General features: G+C 60.6%; 16 protein-coding genes. 8 read left to right on the top strand and 8 right to left on the bottom strand.

Translation table 11 applies throughout. The annotated features are described in order from the left end of the window. Nucleotides 1-73: 73 nt before the first annotated feature. From V7756_RS13930 to V7756_RS13895, 8 genes are all read right to left on the bottom strand, one after another. Nucleotides 74-1,435 (bottom strand): hypothetical protein, encoded by a 1,362-nt coding sequence (locus V7756_RS13930; protein WP_335610794.1) that lies wholly within the window; start codon nt 1,433-1,435, stop codon nt 74-76. Nucleotides 1,436-1,659: 224 nt separating this feature from the next. After that, complete coding sequence (locus V7756_RS13925; protein ID WP_335610793.1) at nt 1,660-3,675, bottom strand: carboxylesterase/lipase family protein; 2,016 nt, start codon at nt 3,673-3,675, stop codon at nt 1,660-1,662. A gap of 378 nt (nt 3,676-4,053) precedes the next feature. Continuing rightward, entirely contained in the window at nt 4,054-5,154 is a 1,101-nt protein-coding gene (gene aguA, locus V7756_RS13920; RefSeq protein ID WP_335610792.1) for an agmatine deiminase, read from the bottom strand. Between the two features lie 5 nt (nt 5,155-5,159). After that, nucleotides 5,160-6,038 (bottom strand): N-carbamoylputrescine amidase, encoded by an 879-nt coding sequence (aguB, locus tag V7756_RS13915; protein WP_335610791.1) that lies wholly within the window; start codon nt 6,036-6,038, stop codon nt 5,160-5,162. Nucleotides 6,039-6,216: 178 nt separating this feature from the next. Beyond that, complete coding sequence (locus tag V7756_RS13910) at nt 6,217-6,990, bottom strand: zinc-dependent peptidase (protein ID WP_335610790.1); 774 nt, start codon at nt 6,988-6,990, stop codon at nt 6,217-6,219. Next, entirely contained in the window at nt 6,987-7,619 is a 633-nt protein-coding gene (locus V7756_RS13905) for a TetR/AcrR family transcriptional regulator (protein ID WP_335610789.1), read from the bottom strand. Before V7756_RS13905 ends, V7756_RS13910 begins: the two co-directional genes overlap by 4 nt. A gap of 12 nt (nt 7,620-7,631) precedes the next feature. Beyond that, on the bottom strand, nt 7,632-8,897 hold the full coding sequence (locus V7756_RS13900; protein ID WP_335610788.1) for an NAD(P)/FAD-dependent oxidoreductase: 1,266 nt from the start codon (nt 8,895-8,897) through the stop codon (nt 7,632-7,634). A 66-nt stretch (nt 8,898-8,963) separates the two neighbouring features. Then, nucleotides 8,964-10,370, bottom strand: a complete 1,407-nt coding sequence (locus V7756_RS13895; protein ID WP_335610787.1) for a glutamine synthetase family protein — start codon at nt 10,368-10,370, stop codon at nt 8,964-8,966. 281 nt (nt 10,371-10,651) lie between these two features. On the opposite strand from V7756_RS13895, the gene V7756_RS13890 reads away from it, so the two are divergent. The 8 genes from V7756_RS13890 to V7756_RS13855 all read left to right on the top strand — a co-directional run bounded on the left by V7756_RS13890 (nt 10,652) and on the right by V7756_RS13855 (nt 19,707). Beyond that, on the top strand, nt 10,652-11,413 hold the full coding sequence (locus tag V7756_RS13890; RefSeq protein ID WP_335610786.1) for a gamma-glutamyl-gamma-aminobutyrate hydrolase family protein: 762 nt from the start codon (nt 10,652-10,654) through the stop codon (nt 11,411-11,413). 7 nt (nt 11,414-11,420) lie between these two features. Beyond that, complete coding sequence (locus tag V7756_RS13885; protein WP_335610785.1) at nt 11,421-12,767, top strand: glutamine synthetase family protein; 1,347 nt, start codon at nt 11,421-11,423, stop codon at nt 12,765-12,767. An 80-nt stretch (nt 12,768-12,847) separates the two neighbouring features. Beyond that, the gene (locus V7756_RS13880; RefSeq protein ID WP_335610784.1) at nt 12,848-14,221 is read left to right on the top strand and encodes an aspartate aminotransferase family protein; all 1,374 of its coding nucleotides are present in this window, start codon (nt 12,848-12,850) and stop codon (nt 14,219-14,221) included. Nucleotides 14,222-14,353: 132 nt separating this feature from the next. Continuing rightward, entirely contained in the window at nt 14,354-15,448 is a 1,095-nt protein-coding gene (locus V7756_RS13875) for an extracellular solute-binding protein (protein WP_335610839.1), read from the top strand. Nucleotides 15,449-15,543: 95 nt separating this feature from the next. Beyond that, the gene (locus tag V7756_RS13870) at nt 15,544-16,647 is read left to right on the top strand and encodes a polyamine ABC transporter substrate-binding protein (protein ID WP_442909007.1); all 1,104 of its coding nucleotides are present in this window, start codon (nt 15,544-15,546) and stop codon (nt 16,645-16,647) included. A 155-nt stretch (nt 16,648-16,802) separates the two neighbouring features. Further along, complete coding sequence (potA, locus tag V7756_RS13865; RefSeq protein ID WP_335610783.1) at nt 16,803-17,939, top strand: polyamine ABC transporter ATP-binding protein; 1,137 nt, start codon at nt 16,803-16,805, stop codon at nt 17,937-17,939. Further along, complete coding sequence (locus V7756_RS13860; protein ID WP_335610782.1) at nt 17,936-18,844, top strand: ABC transporter permease subunit; 909 nt, start codon at nt 17,936-17,938, stop codon at nt 18,842-18,844. The genes potA and V7756_RS13860 overlap by 4 nt, the downstream gene beginning before the upstream one ends. Beyond that, the gene (locus tag V7756_RS13855; protein WP_335610781.1) at nt 18,841-19,707 is read left to right on the top strand and encodes an ABC transporter permease subunit; all 867 of its coding nucleotides are present in this window, start codon (nt 18,841-18,843) and stop codon (nt 19,705-19,707) included. The genes V7756_RS13860 and V7756_RS13855 overlap by 4 nt, the downstream gene beginning before the upstream one ends. The last annotated feature ends 67 nt before the right edge of the window (nt 19,708-19,774 follow it).

Raw genomic sequence — 19,774 nt, 5'->3', positions numbered from 1 at the left:
CGCAAGCCAGAAGCGGAAAAACAAAACCCCGGGCATCTTGATGTCCGGGGTTTTGCTTTATGGCAGGCGAGGGTTATGGCTGCTCGGCAACGTCTACCGTGAGCACGTAATTGCCGGTGCTGGCGCCGTCGTAGTCCTTGCTGGTCAGTTGGTAGCTGCCGGTATCCAGATAACGGCCGATGCGCGCATTGGTGCCGCCAGCGCTATCGTCATCTTCCAGCTCCAGCCCGCCCCCTTCGATGCGCAACAGGGCGTCGAAGTCGGCGGAGATCAGGTCGATCTGATAGAAGCCGGGCTCGTTGATGATCAGCGTGGTCTGGCTACCCTGCTCCGAGCTCAGGCGGCCGGCAATAACCTCTCCCGGGCGGATACGGTTACCGTCGCCGCTCACCGGTTGCAGTGAGCTGTTGAGGGTGAAGAGGCCGGCGCTACCGTCTGCGGTGGAGGCGGACAGTCGGTAGCTGCCGGGCTGCACCAGGGTCGTTATCTGCGCATTCAGATCGCCGCCGCTGTCATCGTCCTGGGTGTCCACACCCGGGCCCTGCAGGCTCAGATAGCTGTCGACCTCGGTTGAACTCATGCGCACGCGCAGCAAGGCGCGCTCGCTGATGGTCAGTTGGTACTCCTTGGCCACGCTGTCAGCCAGGCCGGTGATGCTTTCCCCGATACGCAGTTCGCCTTCGTTGGCCAGTTCGACGCCCTCGGGCATGGCACGGCGACTCAGCAGCAGGTCATAGGTACCTTCGGCCGGTTGATCGAGCGCGGTGGCGCTGACCTGGTAAGTACCAGGCTGCAACTGGGCTACCAGTTGGGAGTCGGTGCTTTGGCCAAAATCATCGTTTTCCAGCTCCAGCCCGCCGCCAGTCAGCTTGAGCACGGTATCGAGCTCCTCGGAGCTCAGGGTGATTGCGTACAGGCCCGTTTCGCTGACGTCCAGCTGGTAGCTATTGGCGCTCTGGCTGCGGCTCAGCACACCATAGATCGCCTGATCCAGCGCCAGCGCACCGCTGTTTTGCGGCGTGATCTTCTCCAGCTCAAGGGCAAAGGGGCCGTAGCCGTTTTCGGCACTGCCGCTGACCGCCAGTCGGTAGGTCCCGCTGGCTTGCGGTGCCAGGTGCAGAGCGCTCTGGCGCGGACCGCCGACCAGCAGATCGCGCTCATCCAGCAGGGTCAGGGTTGCATCCTGCAGCGCACCGCTTTGGCGCACGCGGATCAGATCGCCCTGCTTGAGCTGCAGGTTGAACAGCTGGTAGTGCGAGCCGTCATTCACGTTGATCGGGCTGGCGCTGGTGATTTCGCCCTGCAGGCGGGCTGTTTCGCCGACGCTGAGGTCGGTGGCGGTTTGCAGGCCGGTGCAGCCGGCCAGGGCCAGAGTGAGCCCCAGCGCCAGGGCGGAACGGGAAAAGGGGGAAGCAATGGCAATAGAAGACTGCATGCAAAATCCTTATGGAAGTTGAAACATCCTGAGCCGTGGCCGGCTGGTTTTGGGTCGCTTGTGAGGCTGGCGGGATTATGCCCCAGCGCCAGTCAACCGCTCCAGTATTGACTATGAAGATGTGCACTACTGCGCGATTTTGCATCGCAGCAGCGGCAATGAAAAACGCGCCGGGCCATTACTGGCCGGGCGCGTCGTAATTGCTGCGGGTTTACCTCGCTGGATTATTGCTCCGCTACGGCTGGCTCGGGGAAGGCGGTTTCCAGTCCGACCTGCATTTCCGGCTCCTCGGTAATACGCAGATAGCTGTCATTCTGCGAGGTATAGGCGTCCCAGGTCACCGCTTCGATCGAAGGATTGCCGGTCCGGGCAAAATTGGCCCACATGTCGCGCATGCTATCGGTTACCTGCACATCGTTCTCGCCCCAGCCGGGATGATTGGCGATAAAACCGGCCGGGGTCAGCGGCGCGTCGATGCCGGTCAGGCCCAGCAGATAATGCGACAGGAAGCTGCCGGGATAGTCGAAGACATACACCAGCTCTGAGCCGTGATAGGCCAGCGAGCCCTTTTCGGTCCAGTTGTCAGGCAGATGATCGAACACATAGGCGTAAACCGGCGCATCGTTGTAGTCCGCCATCCAGGGCATATACCACTTGAAGCCGTCGATCAGACCGGGGGTGTCGCCCTGGTTGGCGCCGGCCATGACGGGCACGTCGTTGTGGGCGCCGGCTTCGAAGCTGCCGCGGATGCCGTCCGTCATGTAGTAGCCGTCCACGTTGGGCGAGAATACCCGCTCAGTGGCATTGGCGGCCGTGACCAGATCCACCCAGGGAATGGCCCGCAACGCCGCCGCCGCGCCGTCTCCGGACTGGATGCCCAATTCTTCGGCCACGGCCAGGCCGTCCAGCTCTTCGTCTGCCAGCGGGTTCTCCACGGGCATTAGCTGATCTGCGGGGCCGGCCATGCCACTCTGTACTATCGCCTTGTGGAACAACCCTTTGGCCAGGGGTGAGTTGATCAGCGAAAGCACCTTACCGCCGCCGCCGGACTCGCCAAAGATGGTGACATTGTCCGGATCGCCGCCAAAGGCACCGATGTTGCTTTGCACCCACTTCAGCGCGGCAATCAGGTCGAGCTGGCCGTAGTTGCCGGAACTGGCGTTGGCAGATTCAGCCGTCAGCGCCGGATGCGCCATATAGCCGAACGGCCCGAGCCGGTGATTGACCGTCACCACGATCACACCTTCCTTCGGCAACGAAGTGTTATTGAAGGCCTTGGTGTTGCCGGTCAGGATGGCGAAGCCGCCACCGTGGAACCAGACCATGACCGGTAGCGCTTCGCCTTCGTAGCCGTCGGGTACGGTCACATTCAGATAAAGGCTGTCTTCGCTCATGCCGCCTTCTCCAAAGGACTGGTACGCCGGGTTTTGCGCCGACTGGTTGGCCCAGGCGGTAGCGTAGCGCATACCTTCCCAGGCTTCCGGCTCGACCGGTGGTTTCCAGCGCAGTTCGCCCAGCGGCGGCTTGGCATACGGAATGCCGTACCAGGCCCAGGTGCCATCGGCATGCTGGAAACCGGACAGTTGGCCATACTCGGTTTCTATTACCTTGCTTGGCCCGGTGGAGCGGGTCAGATGTTCACGCGCGGCAGTGGCACTGACGGCACTGCGCGGGCGTGGATCGGTATCGGTAAACAGCGGTGGTTCTGCTGCATTCAGCTCGGTCAGCAGTGCGGCGAGCGTGGCGGGAAAGGTGGCCGAGGATTGCTCCAGGTCCAGAATGTCGGCATAGGTCGAGACAATGGCGGCAACCTCTTCGGTGATCATGATGCCGTTATTCAGATCGCCATCTTCGTCCAGCGTTTGCAGCAGTATGGCCAGATTGTTGACCTTGTTGTCAGAGGCGTTTTCCGCCCCTTCGACCAGATCGATCGGCGTTACCCTGTCGGCGCCGGGGGCAGAGCCGAGTTCGAGGTCACCGATGCTGAAAGTGATGTTCTCGCCCGGTTGGTAGCGGAACTCGCCGGCCGCGTCGGTAATACCTTCCTCGCTGGCTGAGGTGTAGCCCAGGCCGCCAACTGGACTATCCAGAAAAACGCCGGTGGAGGCACTGGCGCCGGTGTCGTCATCGTCGTCGCTATCGCTGTTGCACGCTGTGAGAGATAGCGCCAGCGCGAGCGCGGTGAGCGGAAACAGCGCCTTGGGTATCGAGGGCAAGCCCGGCAGTTTGGAGTCAGTCATGATGGTCTCTCTTTATTATCTTTGTTGAGAAAGATGCAGAGCGAGTCTGCAAGGACCAAGACTAGTGACTGGTGCAAGCGGGTCAAATCGATAAAAAAGTCTCAGAAATGAGACCTTTCAAGCAAAAGCCTAAGCTACAGATCAGCGTTGGCTCGGAAGCCCTTGATTAGCAAATCGAGTGTGGCTGTCAGCAGGGTGTGCCGCGTTGCAAGAGTGAGACAAAAGCGGCGTACCCATGGCCCAAGGCAGGATCAACCATTCATTTTGGTGATCTGATGGCATTTTGCACAGGACTGCTGCTCGGCCCTGCAAGCAAGGCCTGAGCGTGGAGTTCTTAATACGTATTGTCGTCTGCGCAGGTGCCGAGGCTGGGTGGGTTTACCCTGCCACCGGTTGCTGCTGGGTAATGCAGTGAATATTGCCACCGCCCAACAGAATCTCGCGACCCGGGACCGTGACTACCCGGCGCTCGGGGAACAGCTGCTGCAGTATCTCCAGCGCGGCAGCATCCTGCGGGTCGTCAAAGGTAGGCGCTACCACGCCATCGTTGACGATCAGGAAGTTGACGTAGGAGCCGGCCAGTTGAATGGCGGGGTCGCGCGGCTGGCTGCCGGGCATGGTCAGCACCCCGGCGCATTCGTCACGGGTGGCAAACAGCGGCCCTGGGATAGGAATGCGGTGGACCACCAGCTCGCGCCCCTGGGCATCGCGGGCGCTTTCCAGCACCTGCGCCGCCGCCTGGCAGCGCGCAAAATTGGGGCTGGCCTCATCATCGGTCCAGGCCAGCAGCACTTCTCCCGGGCGGACGAAACAGCAGAAGTTGTCGACGTGACCGTCGGTTTCATCGTTGTACAGACCGTGCGGCAACCAGATCACCTTGCTGATGCCCAGGTGATCGGCCAGCATCAGCTCGATCTCCTCGCGCTGCAGATGCGGGTTGCGATTGGCGTTGAGCAGACACTCTTCGGTGGTCAGCAGCGTGCCTTCGCCATCCACGTGAAAGGAGCCGCCCTCCAGCACAAAGCCCTCGGTGCGGTAGCGCGGGCAGTGCTCCATGGCGAGAATCTTGTCCGCGACCTGATCGTCCAGCGCCCAATCGGCGTAGAGTCCGCCGTTATGGCCGCCCCAGGCGTTGAAGGTCCAGTCGACCCCACGCAGCCCGCCCTGGCCATTGACCACAAAACTGGGGCCGGTATCGCGCACCCAGGCGTCGTTGCTGCTCATCTCCACCACACGGATGCCCGGATGATCGAGCATGGCCGCCGCGTTGGCATACTGTGCCGCGCTGGCGCAGACGGTCACCGGCTCGAAGCCGGCAATCGCCTTGGCCACCTCGGCAAAGGCCTGCTGCGCCGGGGCGGCTTGGTCACGCCAATTGTCCGGCCGCTCGGGCCAGACCATCCAGGTCTGGCGGTGTGGCGCCCATTCGGCGGGCATGAAGTAGCCATCCTGGCGCGGCGTGCTGTGCAGGGTATACATGGGTCTCAGGACTCCTGTGAACCGTCCAGTGTTTTGATCGGGCCGTACAGATTGGGCCGACGATCACGGAACACACCCCAGGCGCTGCGAATGTGCTCCAGCGCATCCAGATCGAATTCCTGCACCAGCACGCCGGTTTCAGTCTCGTTCAGTTCCTGCACCTTCTCGCCAAACTGGTTGGCGATGAACGAAGAGCCGTAAAAGGTGATGTCGTAATCGCCCTGCTCTTCCCTGCCGATGCGGTTGCTGGCAATCAGCGGCATCAGGTTGGCGCCGGCATGGCCCTGCTGCACGCGCTGCCAGTGGTCGCGCGAGCTGATGGTCGAATCGTGCGGCTCGCTGCCGATGGCGGTGGGATAGAACAGGATCTCGGCGCCCATCAAGGCCATGCTGCGTGCGCATTCGGGGAACCACTGGTCCCAGCAGATGCCCACACCAATCTTGGCGTAGCGGGTTTGCCAGACCTTGAAACCGGTATCGCCGGGGTTGAAGTAGTACTTCTCGTGATAGCCGGGGCCGTCGGGAATGTGGCTCTTGCGGTACACACCCAGATTGCGGCCATCGGCATCGATAATGGCGATGCTGTTGTAGCGCGCGCGCCCGGCCAGCTCGAAGAAGCTGATCGGCAACACCACGTTCAGCTCCTTGGCCAGAGCCTGAAAGTGCAGGATCGCTGGATTCTCGTCGACGCGGGTGGCCAGCTGCAAATAGTCGGCGTTCGGCTTCTGACAGAAGTAGGGCGTCTCGAACAGCTCCTGAATCAGAATGATCTGCGCGCCCTGCGCGGCAGCCTCGCGCACCAGTTTTTCGGCCTGCGCAATATTGGCTTCACGGTCCCAGGAAGAGCTCATCTGGGTTGCAGCTACGGTGACGGTACGGGTCATGACGCACTCCTGGCAAGTATGTGGCTTTGGACTTTATATTCGATAAATATCGGCAAATCAATAATCAATGGCTTACCGTCAGCATATAAAGCAGATTTTGTTCGAAATTAATCGGCTTGCGCCGGTTGGCTAGCCTAGGTCGGTAAAACCACCAGCTTAGCCTACCTGCAGGGTGTATTCAGCCAGCGGCGGCCAGCGGATCTTGCCGATAAAAATCGGCCAGGTGTCGGTAGACCTTCGGCCAGGTGTGTTGCAGCACCGCCGGACGTTCAAAGAAGGTTTCCGACAGTACCGCAAAGAACTCCGCCGGTGCCTCCAGCGCATAGGCATCAATCGGTAGCGGTTGCCCGGCAGTGGCGCGCTGGCCCAGGTCGTCCCAGGCGGCGGTCATGTCCGCTTTCCACGCCGCCGGGCTCATGCCGTGATGCAGCGGCGGCGCACCGTTGGCGCCGTCGTGCAGCATGTCGAGGGTGTGCGCCAATTCGTGGATGACCACGTTGTAGCCATCGCGCTGGCCGGAGAGCCGCACGTCCGCCAGCGACAGCACCACCGGGCCACGCAACCAGGCTTCGCCGCTGAGTTCACGACTGCCTTCGTGCACCACGCCGGCCTCGTCCTGCCAGCTGTGTTCGGCGTGAAAGGGGCCGTCGTAGAGAATCAGCGTGCGCCAGCATTCGTACCAATCCAGGCCCAGCTCCAGTACGGGCACCACTGCCATGCCCGCAATGCGCAGGCAGAGCTCATCGCTGGCTTCGGCATCGCCCGCGGCGTGCAAATTCTTGCGCAGCAGCAGTCGCAGCGCCATGTCCTGCAGCTTGTTGCGGCGAGCCTCGCTCAACTGCTGATACACCGGCCAGTCTCCCAGCGCCTGCTGCCATTGCGCAGGACTGATATCCAGTTCCGCCAGTTGACGATCCTCACGCCACTCGGCGAAACGCTTGAACAGACTCATGTTGGCTCCTGATCAATGGCCACCAGTACAGGCGGCAGGTACAGGCCCAGGTAGGCAGTCAGCATGCGCGTGGCTTCGCGGCACAGAGCCGGGGTCAGTTCGCCATGCTGTTGATAGTCCACCGCCAGTAGCTTGTCGGCGGCTTGCATGGCGAGGGTGAACACATCCACATCGGTGGGCATGGGTGGCAGATGGAAGCTGCGCGCGAGGCAGGCCCGAAAGTGCAGGCCCAGTTGGCGATCATGCAGTTGATCCGCCAGGCGCACGGCGCTGAGTTCGTGCGCTCCCAGCAGCAACTCGCGGGCGGCCGCGTTGTGCCGGTAATAATCCTGAAAGCGCTGCTCCAGCTCGCCGGCCAGCGCCATCCAGTTGGCGGGGGTGGTTGCTATCGGCTGTTGCAGGACCGCCTCCAGCTCGGCGAACACCTGCTGCGCCAGCGCCCCCAACACATCGCCCACCTGCGGGAAGAAGTGATAGACCGACGAAGGCGGAATGCCCGCCTGTTCGGCAATCGCGTAGATGGACAGATCCGCCAGCCCTTGCCGATCAAGCAGCTCGCGCGTCGCCTGCACAATGCGGTCGATGCGCTCCTGGCTGCTGGCGCGGTGTTTTGGGGCAGGTCGGCTCATGGCAAATCTCGTTCAGCGGCTGTCCTGCAGACGATACCACAGCAGTGCCAGCGCCCGGATGGCGGTCTGCAGCGGCGCGCCTGGCGGCACCGGCCAGTGTCGGCTACGCGCCAGCAGGTCAAAACCGGCAGCCTCGCCCAGCGCCGTCTGCGCCATCAGTTTGCCGGCCATGCCCGCCAGGGCTACACCCTGACCCGAGTAACCCTGGGCGTAGAGGGTGTGTTTGCCTACCCGGCCAAAGACCGGCGCCTTGCTCAGGGTCATGGCCACTTGGCCGCCCCAGAGATACTCGAAGTCCTCCTGCGCCAACGCCGGGAAGACCTGGCTCATGCGCTGGCGCATGGTCGCGCGCAGCGCATTGGGCTGGGCATCGCGGGCACTGGCGCGGCCGCCAAACAGCAGGCGGTTGTCGCTGCTGAGGCGGTAGTAGTCAATCAGGGTGTTCATGTCGCAGATCGCCGCGCGCGAGGGAATCAACTGCGTGGCCAGCTCGCCCAGCGGCCGGGTTGCGCCTATATAGCTGCCAATCGGCATGAAGCCCTTGCGATACCAGGGCAGCAGCTTGCCCAGATAGGCGTTGCCGGCCAGCAGCAGATGCTGCGCATGCACGCTGCCTTGCGCCGTGCTTATCCGTACGCCGTTAGCCTCGTCGCGGTAGTCGAGCACCGCCGTGTGTTCGAGTATCTGCGCGCCTGCCGCTTCGGCGGCGTGCGCCAGACCCTGGGCGTATTTCAGCGGATGCAGATCGCCACCGCCCCAGTCCATCACCCCGGCCTGGTAATCCGCTCGCAGCAGCTGCTGCAACGAATCGCGCGGATGGTATTCCAGTTGGTCGTAACCCAGCCCCTGCAATTGCTGCTGCCATTGCTGCAGCTCAGGCACGTGGCGTGACTTATTGGCCACCAGCAGGATACCGGCCTTGAGATCGCAGTCGATGGCGTGTTGCATGACGCGGCTACGCAGTAGCTCGACCCCATCCAGGGTGAGCTGCCAGACCTTGCGCGCATCTTCAGCGCCCAGCTCGGCCACTGTACGGCTGTGGTCGCACGCCAGCCCCGGATTGATCTGCCCGCCGTTGCGCCCCGAACAGCCCCAACCTACCTGCTCGGCTTCCAGCACCAGCACACGCAGCCCGGCTTCGGCCAGCTCCAGTGCGGCAGACAAACCGGTAAAACCGGCGCCCACCACGCAAACATCGGCGCGCAGCTCGCCCTGCAGGCTGGCGCGAGCCGGGGTGCTGGCAGCGCTGGCGCGGTACCAGGAATCGTTCATCGACATGTATTGCTCCTGCGCATAAACAAATCCCGCCGGGCGGCGGGATTGTCGTGGTCTGCAGCACCGCTGTTACACGGTGTGCAGATACCACATGTACTCCAGGTCGGAGATGGTCTTCTCGAACTCTTCCATTTCACTTTCCTTGCAGAGTACGAAGACGTCGAGGTACTCCTCGCCAATGTACTCCTTCATCACTTCCGAGGTTTCCAGCGCGCGCAGGGCATCGCGCAGGTTGGTCGGCAGCGAGGCTTCGTGCTGGTCGTAGGCATTACCCTCGGTCATTGGCGGCGGTTCTATCTTGTTGCTGATGCCGTAATGAATAGCCGATAGCAGCGCCGCCATCAGCAGATAGGGGTTGGCGTCTGCGCCCGCCAGGCGGTGCTCGATACGCATGGCTTCCGGCTCGCCGCCCGGTACCCGCACGGCGACGGTGCGGTTGTCGATACCCCAGGTCGGTGCGCAGGGTACGAAGAAGCTGGGGCTGAAGCGGCGATAGGAGTTCACGTTCGGGCACAGGAAAGCCATGTACTCGGGCAGGGTCTGCAACAGACCGCCCACGGCCCAGCGCAGCTCGTCGCTCAGGCTGCCATCGGCGTTGGGCGCAAAAATGTTATGGCCCTGCTCGTTGGTCAGGCTCACATGCACGTGCATGCCGTTGCCAGCCTGATCGTAATAAGGCTTGGCCATGAAAGTGGTATCCATTTCATGGTCGTAGGCAACGTTCTTGATAACGCGTTTGAGCAGTACGTTGTAATCACAGGCGACCACGGGGTCGTCGACGTGATGCAGGTTGACCTCGAATTGTCCGGGGGCGGATTCGGCCACGATGGCGTCAGCGGGGATGCCCTGCTCGTGGGCAGCTTCGATGACGTCCTCAAGAAACTCGGCATACTCATCCAGGTCATCCATCGAATAGACCTGAACCGAATTCGGACGCTTGCCGGACATGGGTGAGCGCGGTGGCTGCGGCCGGCCGGTGATGTTCTCCTGGTCGATCAGGTAGAACTCCAGCTCGAAGGCAGAGACCGGGGTCAGCTTGAGTTCCTTGAAGCGTTGGACGATGCGTTGCAGAACATAGCGGGGATCAGCGAAGAAGGGAGTCTTGCGGTCAAACTCGTACATGGTCATCAACAACTGACCGGTTGGCCGCTTCTGCCAGGGCTCTATATTAAGGGTACCCGGAATCGGCAGACAGATCCGGTCGGCATCGCCGATTTCCAGACCCAGGCCGGTTTCTTCTACTGTAGTGCCTTGAATGTTCAACGCGAAGACCGAGGCTGGCAGTGCAATGCCTTTTTCAAAGGCTTTTGGCAGGGCGGACCGATCGATTCGCTTGCCGCGCACTATGCCGTTCATATCGGCAATCAGCAGGTCAATAAAGTGTATTTCCGGATGCTCGGCCAGAAAGGCCTCCGCTTCCTGGACGCTGACGGGCTCATTGGCTGTCGCAGCATCCGCTCCGGCTTGGGCTTGCATGGGATGTCACCTGTCGTTTGTAAAATATATCAATCACGAAAGTCGCAAAGACAGAGTTAATCTGAAAGGCCGCATGGAGTCAATAGAGCGGCTGCCGCACAAAACAGGTGCGTACTGCACCATTTAAGGCCGCCAGAGGCATTTTTACCGTCCATCTCGGCGCGATTCGATCAACCATTCTGGCGTTTTGTGTTAATTATTTTTTATTGCTATTGTATGAAAAATTGAACAACAATGATCTCGCGTAAGTTATTCACCACAGACCTTGGACCCCTCCGGCTATGTCCGTCGAACGCAAACCAGTAATCGGCATTTCCTGTTGCACCGACCAGATCGGCTTGCATCCTTTCAATATTGTTGGCGAAAAATACATCATGGGCGTGGTCGACGGCGCTCAGGGTCTGCCGCTGCTGATTCCGGCCCTGGGCGAGCGTCTGGATACCGCGCAGTTGCTCGATTTGCTGGATGGCATCATGTTTACCGGCTCGCCTTCCAATGTAGAGCCGCATCACTATCAGGGCCCAGCCAGCGCTGAAGGCACCAGGCACGACGCCAAGCGCGATGCCACCACCCTGCCGTTGATCCGCGCGGCTATCGATCAGGGTGTGCCGGTACTCGGCATCTGCCGCGGCTTCCAGGAAATGAACGTGGCCTTTGGTGGCAGCCTGCACCAGCGACTGCATGAAGTGGGCGGCTATATTGAACACCGCGAGCAGAAAGACCAGCTGGTGGCCATCCAGTACGGTTTATCCCATGAGGTTCAGGTTGAACCGGGAGGATTGCTCTACGATATAGCAGGCTGCAGCTCGGCCCAGGTCAATTCCCTGCATACCCAGGGTGTTGACCGTTTGGCGCCGGGGCTGCAGCCTGAAGCCAGAGCATCCGATGGGCTGATCGAGGCATTCTCGGTCCGCCAGGCACCCAATTTCGCCCTCGGCGTACAGTGGCATCCCGAATGGCAGGTAAAGGACAACACCTTCTATCTGTCGATTTTCCAGGCGTTTGGTGACGCCTGCCGGGCCCGTGCGTCGCGGCACTCCTGAGGCAGTTATGAACAAGATTGAAGCGTGGTTGAAAGAACACAAGATTACCGAGGTGGAATGCATGGTCAGCGACCTGACCGGCATTGCCCGCGGCAAGATTGCACCGACGATGAAATTCATCTCGGAGAAGGGCATGCGCCTGCCCGAAAGCATTCTGCTGCAGTCGGTCACCGGCGACTATGTAGAAGACGACATCTATTACGACCTGCTGGACCCGGCCGATATCGACATGATCTGCAAGCCGGATGAAAACGCCATCTATCTGGTGCCCTGGGCGCTGGAGCCGACCGCGCAGATCATCCACGAGTGCTTCGACAAGCAGGGCAACCCGATCGAAATGTCGCCGCGCAACGTGCTCAAGACGGTGCTCAAGCTGTATGAAGAGAAAGGCTGGCAGCCCATTGTGGCGCCGGAGATGGAGTTCTACCTGACCAAGCGCAACGAAGACCCGGACCTGCCATTACAGGCACCGGTAGGTCGTTCGGGCCGACAGGAAACCGGCCGCCAGTCGTTCTCGATTGACGCCGCCAACGAATTCGACCCGCTTTTCGAAGACATGTACGACTGGTGCGAGGCGCAGGGCCTGGACCTGGATACGCTGATCCACGAAGAGGGCACCGCGCAGATGGAGATCAACTTCCGTCACGGCGACCCACTGCATCTGGCCGACCAGATTCTGGTGTTCAAGCGCACCATGCGCGAGGCGGCGCTCAAGCACGACATTACCGCAACCTTTATGGCCAAGCCGATCACCAACGAGCCGGGCAGTGCCATGCACCTGCACCAGAGCATCGTCGATCGCAAGACCGGCAAGAACATCTTCTCCAACGAAGACGGCAGCATGAGTGAGCTGTTCCTGCATCACATCGGCGGCCTGCAGCGCTACATCCCCGAGGTGTTGCCGCTGTTTGCCCCCAATGTGAACTCCTTCCGCCGCTTCCTGCCCGATACCTCGGCGCCGGTGAACGTGGAATGGGGTGAAGAGAACCGTACCGCCGGCCTGCGCGTGCCGGACTCCACCCCGCAGAACCGCCGGGTGGAAAATCGCCTGCCGGGCGCTGACGCCAACCCCTACATCGCCATTGCTGCGAGTCTGCTGTGCGGCTACCTGGGTATGGTCGGCAAGATGTCGCCCTCGGCCCCGGTCAAGGGCCGCGCCTACGAGCGTCGCAACCTGCGCCTGCCCTTTACCCTGGAGGCGGCGCTCGAGCGCATGGAGCAGTGCAAGGACGTGGAAGAAGTGCTGGGCAGCAAGTTCTGTCGCGGTTATGTGGCCGTCAAGCGCGCCGAGCACGAGAACTACAAACGGGTGATCAGTTCCTGGGAGCGCGAGTTCCTGCTGCTGAGCGTTTAGCGCGCTGCCTACCCCCAACCCATGGTATCGCCTTCCGGTTGGCCACTGCCGGCCGGGAGCACGGAGATCAGGAGTCCCGAATGACCAGTCAGAGCAAACTCAATACCGCCGAACTGCAAGCCATGGATGCCGCGCATTATCTGCATCCGTTCACCGATCACAAGGAGCTGGGCGCCCGCGGTACGCGCATTATCGAACGCGCCGAAGGAGTCTATCTGTGGGACAGTGAAGGCAACAAGGTGCTCGACGGCATGGCTGGCCTGTGGTGCGTGAACGTCGGTTACGGACGCAAGGAGCTGGCCGAGGCGGCTTATAAGCAGATGCTGCAGCTTCCCTACTACAACAGCTTCTTCCAGTGTGCCAACCCGCCGGCGGTACAACTGGCCAAGGCGATTGCCGACATCGCGCCAGCGCACATGAATCACGTGTTCTTCACCGGCTCCGGCTCGGAATCCAATGACACCGTGCTGCGCATGGTGCGCCGTTATTGGGACATCAAGGGCAAGAGCGGCAAGAAGACCATCATCAGCCGCATCAACGGCTATCACGGCTCCACCGTGGCCGGCGCCAGTCTGGGCGGCATGTCGGTGATGCACGAGCAGGGCGATCTGCCGATCCCGGGCATTGTGCATATACCGCAGCCTTACTGGTACGGCGAGGGCGGCGACATGAGCCCAGACGAGTTTGGAGTCTGGGCTGCGCAGCAGCTGGAAGCCAAGATCCAGGAGCTGGGCGAGGACAAGGTCGCCGCCTTTATTGCCGAGCCGATTCAGGGCGCCGGCGGCGTGATCATTCCACCGGATACCTACTGGCCGGAGATCAAGCGCATTCTGGCCAAGCACGACATTCTGCTGGTGATTGATGAAGTCATCTGTGGCTTTGGCCGCACCGGCGAATGGTTCGGCAGCCAGCACTACGATCTCACGCCCGACTTCATGCCGATTGCCAAGGGCATGACCTCAGGCTACCTGCCCATGGGCGGTGTGGTGGTCAGCGACCGGGTGGCTGACACCCTGATCGAGCACGGTGGCGAGTTCTTCCACGGTTATACCTACTCGGGTCACCCGGCGGCCGCGGCGGTCGGGCTGGAGAACCTGCGCATCATGCGCGATGAAAAGCTCATCGAGTACGTCAAGCAGGAAGCGGCACCCTATTTGCAGGAGAAGATTGCCGAGCTGGCGGAGCATCGCCTGGTCGGCGAAGTACGCGGTGTCGGATTGCTTGGCGCCATCGAGCTGGTGAAAAACAAGGCGACCCGTGAGCGCTTCCCGGACAAGGGAGCTGCGGGCACCCTGTGTCGCGATCTCTGCGTCAGCAATGGCCTGGTGATGCGCGCGGTAGGCGATACCATGATCATGTCGCCGCCGCTGGTGATCAGCAAGGCCGAGATCGATGAAATGGTCGGCAAGATCCGCAGGGTACTGGATCAGGCCGCGGAGCAGCTGGGCGTGTAACCGCCGGCTGCCATCACGGACTATGCTTGCCAGAGACGCTTGCCTGCCGGGGCACGCAACACCTCGACACCGCGTTTAAAAGAATGCATATACAAGATGCGTTTCCAAACAAGGAATGGAGCTGAGAAGATGATGAAACATCTGGGCAAGACACTGCTTGCGACCGCTACCGCTGTATCCATAAGCGCGGCTGCTCAGGCAGAAGGCGTGGTGAACGTATACAACTGGTCCGACTACATCGCCGAGGACACTCTGGACAACTTCCAGAAGGAAACCGGCATCCGCGTGGTCTATGACGTATTCGACAGCAATGAGGTGCTGGAAGCCAAATTGCTTTCCGGCAGCTCCGGATTCGACATAGTGGTGCCGTCGAACCAGTTCCTCGGCAAGCAGATCAAGGCCGGTGCCTTCGTGCCGCTGGATCGCAGCAAGCTGCCCAACTGGGACAACCTCGACCCTACCCTGCTCAAGGCATTGCAGACCAATGATCCGGGCAACCAGTACGCCTTCCCCTATCTCTGGGGCACCACCGGTATTGGCTACAACGAAGCCAAGGTAAAAGCCGTGTTGGGTGAGGATGCGCCGGTCAATTCCTGGGACCTGGTATTCAAACCGGAAAACATGGAGAAGCTCGCCTCCTGTGGCGTGGCCTTCCTCGATGCGCCGGCCGAAATCATCCCCTCTGCGCTGTTCTATCAGGGCCTGAACCCCAACAGCACCAACGCCGCCGATTACGAGAAGGCGCAGGAGCTGATGATGGCGGTACGTCCGCACATCGCCTACTTCCACTCCTCCAAGTTCATTACCGATCTGGCCAACGGTGACATCTGCGTCGCGGTGGGCTGGTCAGGCGATATTCTGCAGGCTGCTGCGCGGGCCGAGGAGGCCGGCAATGGCCAGGAAGTGAAGTACGTGATTCCCAAGGAAGGCGCCGCCATGTGGTTCGACATGATGGCCATGCCCAAGGACGCGAAAAATGTCGATAACGCCTACACCTTTTTGAATTATATTCTGCGCCCCGAAGTCATCGCGGAAATCTCCAACTATGTGGCCTACGCCAACGGCAACAAGGCCTCCAAGCCCATGGTGGATGACAGCGTGCTGAACGATCCGGGCGTATACCCGAGCGACGAGACACTGGACAAGCTGTTTACCCTGGCCGAACTGCCGCCCAATATCGAGCGCGTCCGCACCCGTGCCTGGACTCGTATCAAGTCGGGCCGCTGAGCAGCCGTTCCACTAGACCGGTCGGGGCCGCGGGCTCCGACCAAACCCAAGAAATCAGACCAGGCCAGAGGCTGGAGTCTGAATTAGGAGAGATCATGAAGCGTCCCATGCAAAAAACACTGCTGGCCATGACTACCGCTGCGCTGCTGGGTGGTGTTGGTGCAGCTCAGGCCGATGGCAAGCTGAACATCTACAACTGGTCTGATTACATCGCCGAAGACACCATTGCCAATTTCGAGAAGGAAACCGGTATTCAGGTGACCTACGACGTCTACGACTCCAACGACGTGCTCGACGCAAAGCTGCTGACCGGTCGCTCGGGCTTCGACATCGTGGTGCCTTCCAACAACTTCCTGACCAAGCAGATCAAGGCCGGCGTTTATATGGAGCTTGATCACAGCAAGTTGCCCAATATGAGCAACCTGAACCCTGAACTGATGAAGCAGATGGAAAGCATCGATCCGGGTAGCAAGCACTCCATCCCTTACCTCTGGGGTACCAATGGCATTGGTTACAACGTCGAGAAGGTGCAGGCAGTATTGGGTGACGACATGCCCCGCGATACCTGGGCAATGATCTTCGATCCCAAGTACACCAGCAAGCTGGCCAGCTGCGGCGTGACCATGCTCGACTCGGCCGACGAAATGTTGCCCAATGCCCTCGCCTATCTCGGCCTGGACCCCAACAGCAACGACGCCGACGACATCAAGAAGGCCGAAGAGCTGCTGCTGGGCGTACGCAAGGACATTACCTACTTCCATTCCTCGCGCTACATCTCTGACCTGGCCAACGGCGACATCTGCGTTGCGGCTGGCTTCTCCGGCGATATCTTCCAGGCCGCTGCACGTGCCGAAGAGGCCGAGAACGGCATCGAGATCAAGTACGTGATTCCGCAGGAAGGCGCGACCCTGTGGTTCGACATGCTGGCGATCCCCAAGGATTCGTCCAACCCCGACAACGCCCACGCTTTCATCAACTACATTCTGCGTCCTGACGTGATTGCGCCGATCACCGATTACGTGGCCTACGCCAACCCGAACAAGGCATCCAATGAACTGGTGGATGAAGAGGTCTTCAATGACCCGGCCATCTACCCGTCCGACGCTGTCATGAGCCGGTTGTATGTCAACGTACCACGTTCGATGGCGGCGCAACGTCTGATGACGCGCGCCTGGAGCCGCATCAAGTCCGGCCGCTAAGGGCCAACGAAAACAAGGGCTGCCCATGGGCAGCCCTTGTTGGATATACCCCAGATCAAAAGCTCGATGCGGCGCAACAGCGGCATCGGTAACAACAAGTGCATTCTGCGCTGCAACGCGCGCAGAAGCAGGTGGGAAGATACGCGGAGAAATCTATGGTTGGTGCAGCAGGGGCCATGAAACAGGCCATGGCCAAGGCCGAACCCGATGAGTACGTAAAGATCGAGCGCATCAGCAAGCGCTTTGACGAGGCGCTGGCGGTCGATGACGTCAGCCTGACCATCAACCGTGGCGAGATCTTTGCGCTGCTGGGTGGGTCCGGCTCGGGCAAGTCGACTCTGCTGCGTATCCTGGCCGGCTTCGAGCGACCGACCGAAGGCCGTGTGCTGCTGGATGGTCAGGACATCACCGACCTGCCGCCCTATGAGCGCCCCATCAACATGATGTTTCAGTCCTACGCGCTGTTTCCGCACATGACGGTGGAGCAGAACATCGCCTTTGGCCTCAAGCAGGACAGGATGAGCAAGACCGAAATCGCCGACCGCGTGCAGGAGATGCTCAAGCTGGTACACATGAGTGAGTACGCCCGGCGCAAACCGGATCAGTTGTCCGGCGGCCAGCGTCAGCGCGTGGCGCTGGCCCGTTCACTGGCCAAGCGGCCCAAGGTGCTGCTGCTGGACGAGCCCATGGGCGCACTGGACAAGAAGCTGCGCTCGCAGATGCAGCTCGAGCTGGTGGAGATCATCGAGCGCGTGGGCGTAACCTGCATCATGGTGACCCATGATCAGGAGGAGGCCATGACCATGGCCCAGCGCATTGCCATCATGCATCAGGGCTGGATTGCCCAGGTCGGCACGCCGATGGATATCTACGAAAGCCCGCTGAGCCGTCATGTGGCCGAGTTCATTGGCAGCGTGAACATCTTCGAGGGTGAAATTACCGCCGATATGGAAGATCACGCCATCATCCAGTGCGAGCATCTGGATCATCCGATCTACGTTGGCCACGGCATCTCGACCCGCGCCCAGGACAAGAACATCATCTACGCCCTGCGCCCGGAAAAGGTCTGGGTCTCGACCGAAAAGCCGGAGGAGCAGTACAACTGGTCACACGGTGAGGTGCACGATATCGCCTATCTGGGCGGCCATTCGGTGTACTACATCAAGCTCGACAGCGGCAAGATCGTCCAGGCCTTCATGGCCAACTCCGAGCGCCGGCTGCCGCGCCCAACCTGGGAAGACGAGGTCTACATCAGCTGGGAAGACGACAGCGGGGTGATTCTGCACTCATGAAAACGCCATCGCTCTCACGACTCTTGCCGAGCGGGCGCCTGTGGGTCATCAGTGTGCCCTATCTGTGGCTGCTGCTGTTCTTCCTGCTGCCCTTTGCCATAGTGCTGAAGATCAGCTTCTCACAGGCGGCGATTGCCATCCCGCCCTACGATCCGATCTTCCAGTATGTCGAGCAGACGCTCAACGTGGTGCTCAACTTCGGCAACTACATCTTTCTCTCGCAGGATGGGCTCTATCTGGCGGCCTACCTGGGTTCGCTGAAAATCGCGTTTTTCTCCACCCTTATCTGTCTGTTGCTGGGCTATCCCATGGCCTATGCCATTGCCCGCGCACCCAAGGACAAGCAACTGGTCTACCTGTTACTAGTGATGATGCCGACCTGGACCGCCATCCTGATCCGCGTGTACGCCTGGATGGGCATTCTCAGTACCAACGGCCTGCTCAATACCGCGCTGCTGTACATCGGGGTAATCAACGAGCCGCTGCAGATCCTCAACACCAACATCGCAGTCTATATTGGCGTGGTCTACGCCTACCTGCCGTTCATGGTGCTGCCGTTGTACGCCAATCTGGTCAAGCACGATCACACCCTGCTGGAAGCGGCCATGGATCTGGGTGCCGGCAAGGTCAAATCCTTCTGGACCATTACCGTGCCGCTGTCCAAGACCGGTATTATCGCCGGCTCCATGCTGGTGTTCATTCCGGTAGTCGGTGAGTTCGTCATTCCCGAGCTGCTGGGTGGCCCGGAAACGCTGATGATCGGCAAGGTGTTGTGGCAGGAGTTCTTCAATAACCGTGACTGGCCGGTGGCCTCGGCGCTGGCGATCGTGATGCTGCTGATCCTGATCGTGCCGCTGATCCTGTTCCACTACAACCAGGCCAAGGAAATGGAGAAAAAGGCATGAGCAAACGTCCCGGATTCTCCACCGTCATGCTCTGGGTCGGGCTGGCGTTCATCTACATCCCGATGATCATTCTGGTGATCTACTCGTTCAACGCTTCGCGCCTGGTCACCGTCTGGGGTGGCTGGTCGGTGCACTGGTATGTAGGGCTGCTGGACAACACCCAACTGATGAACGCGGTCAAACGCAGCCTGCAGATTGCCTTTTGCACCGCCTGTGCGGCGGTCTGCCTGGGAACCCTCGCGGCCTTCGTGATGACGCGTATCAAGCGCTTCCGAGGCCGCACCATGTTCTCCGGGCTGGTTACCGCCCCGCTGGTCATGCCCGAGGTGATCACCGGTCTGTCGTTGTTGCTGCTGTTTGTAGCCATGGCGCAGATGATCGGCTGGCCGGCCGAGCGCGGCATGGTCACCATCTGGATCGCGCATGTCACCTTCTGCACCTCCTATGTGGCGGTGGTGGTCAGCGGACGTTTGAGCGAGCTGGATCAGTCCATCGAAGAAGCGGCCATGGATCTGGGCGCGCGTCCATGGAAGACCTTTTTGCTGATTACGGTGCCGATGATTGCGCCCTCGATCGCGGCCGGCTGGCTGTTGTCCTTCACCCTGTCGCTGGATGATCTGGTTCTGGCCAGCTTCGTATCCGGCCCTGGGTCCACAACCCTGCCGATGGAAGTCTTCTCCTCGGTGCGCCTGGGCGTGAAGCCTGAGATCAACGCCATTGCCAGCGTGATTCTCCTGGCGGTTTCGCTATTCACTCTGCTGGGCTGGTTCATTGCCCGCAGCGCCGAAAAGCGACGCGCGCAAACGCCGGAAGAAGAAGCCAGCCCCAGCTGGCAGGATGTGATCGAAAGCCGTCGCAACTAAGCGATGAGCCAGCAACCGGGAGGGCGGCATGCCCTGCCGGTTGATGCATCCCCAATGCCGCCTGACG

Source organism: Halopseudomonas sp. (assembly GCF_036961105.1).
Taxonomy (GTDB): Bacteria; Pseudomonadota; Gammaproteobacteria; order Pseudomonadales; family Pseudomonadaceae; genus Halopseudomonas.
This window is presented reverse-complemented; position numbering and strand designations above follow the sequence as displayed.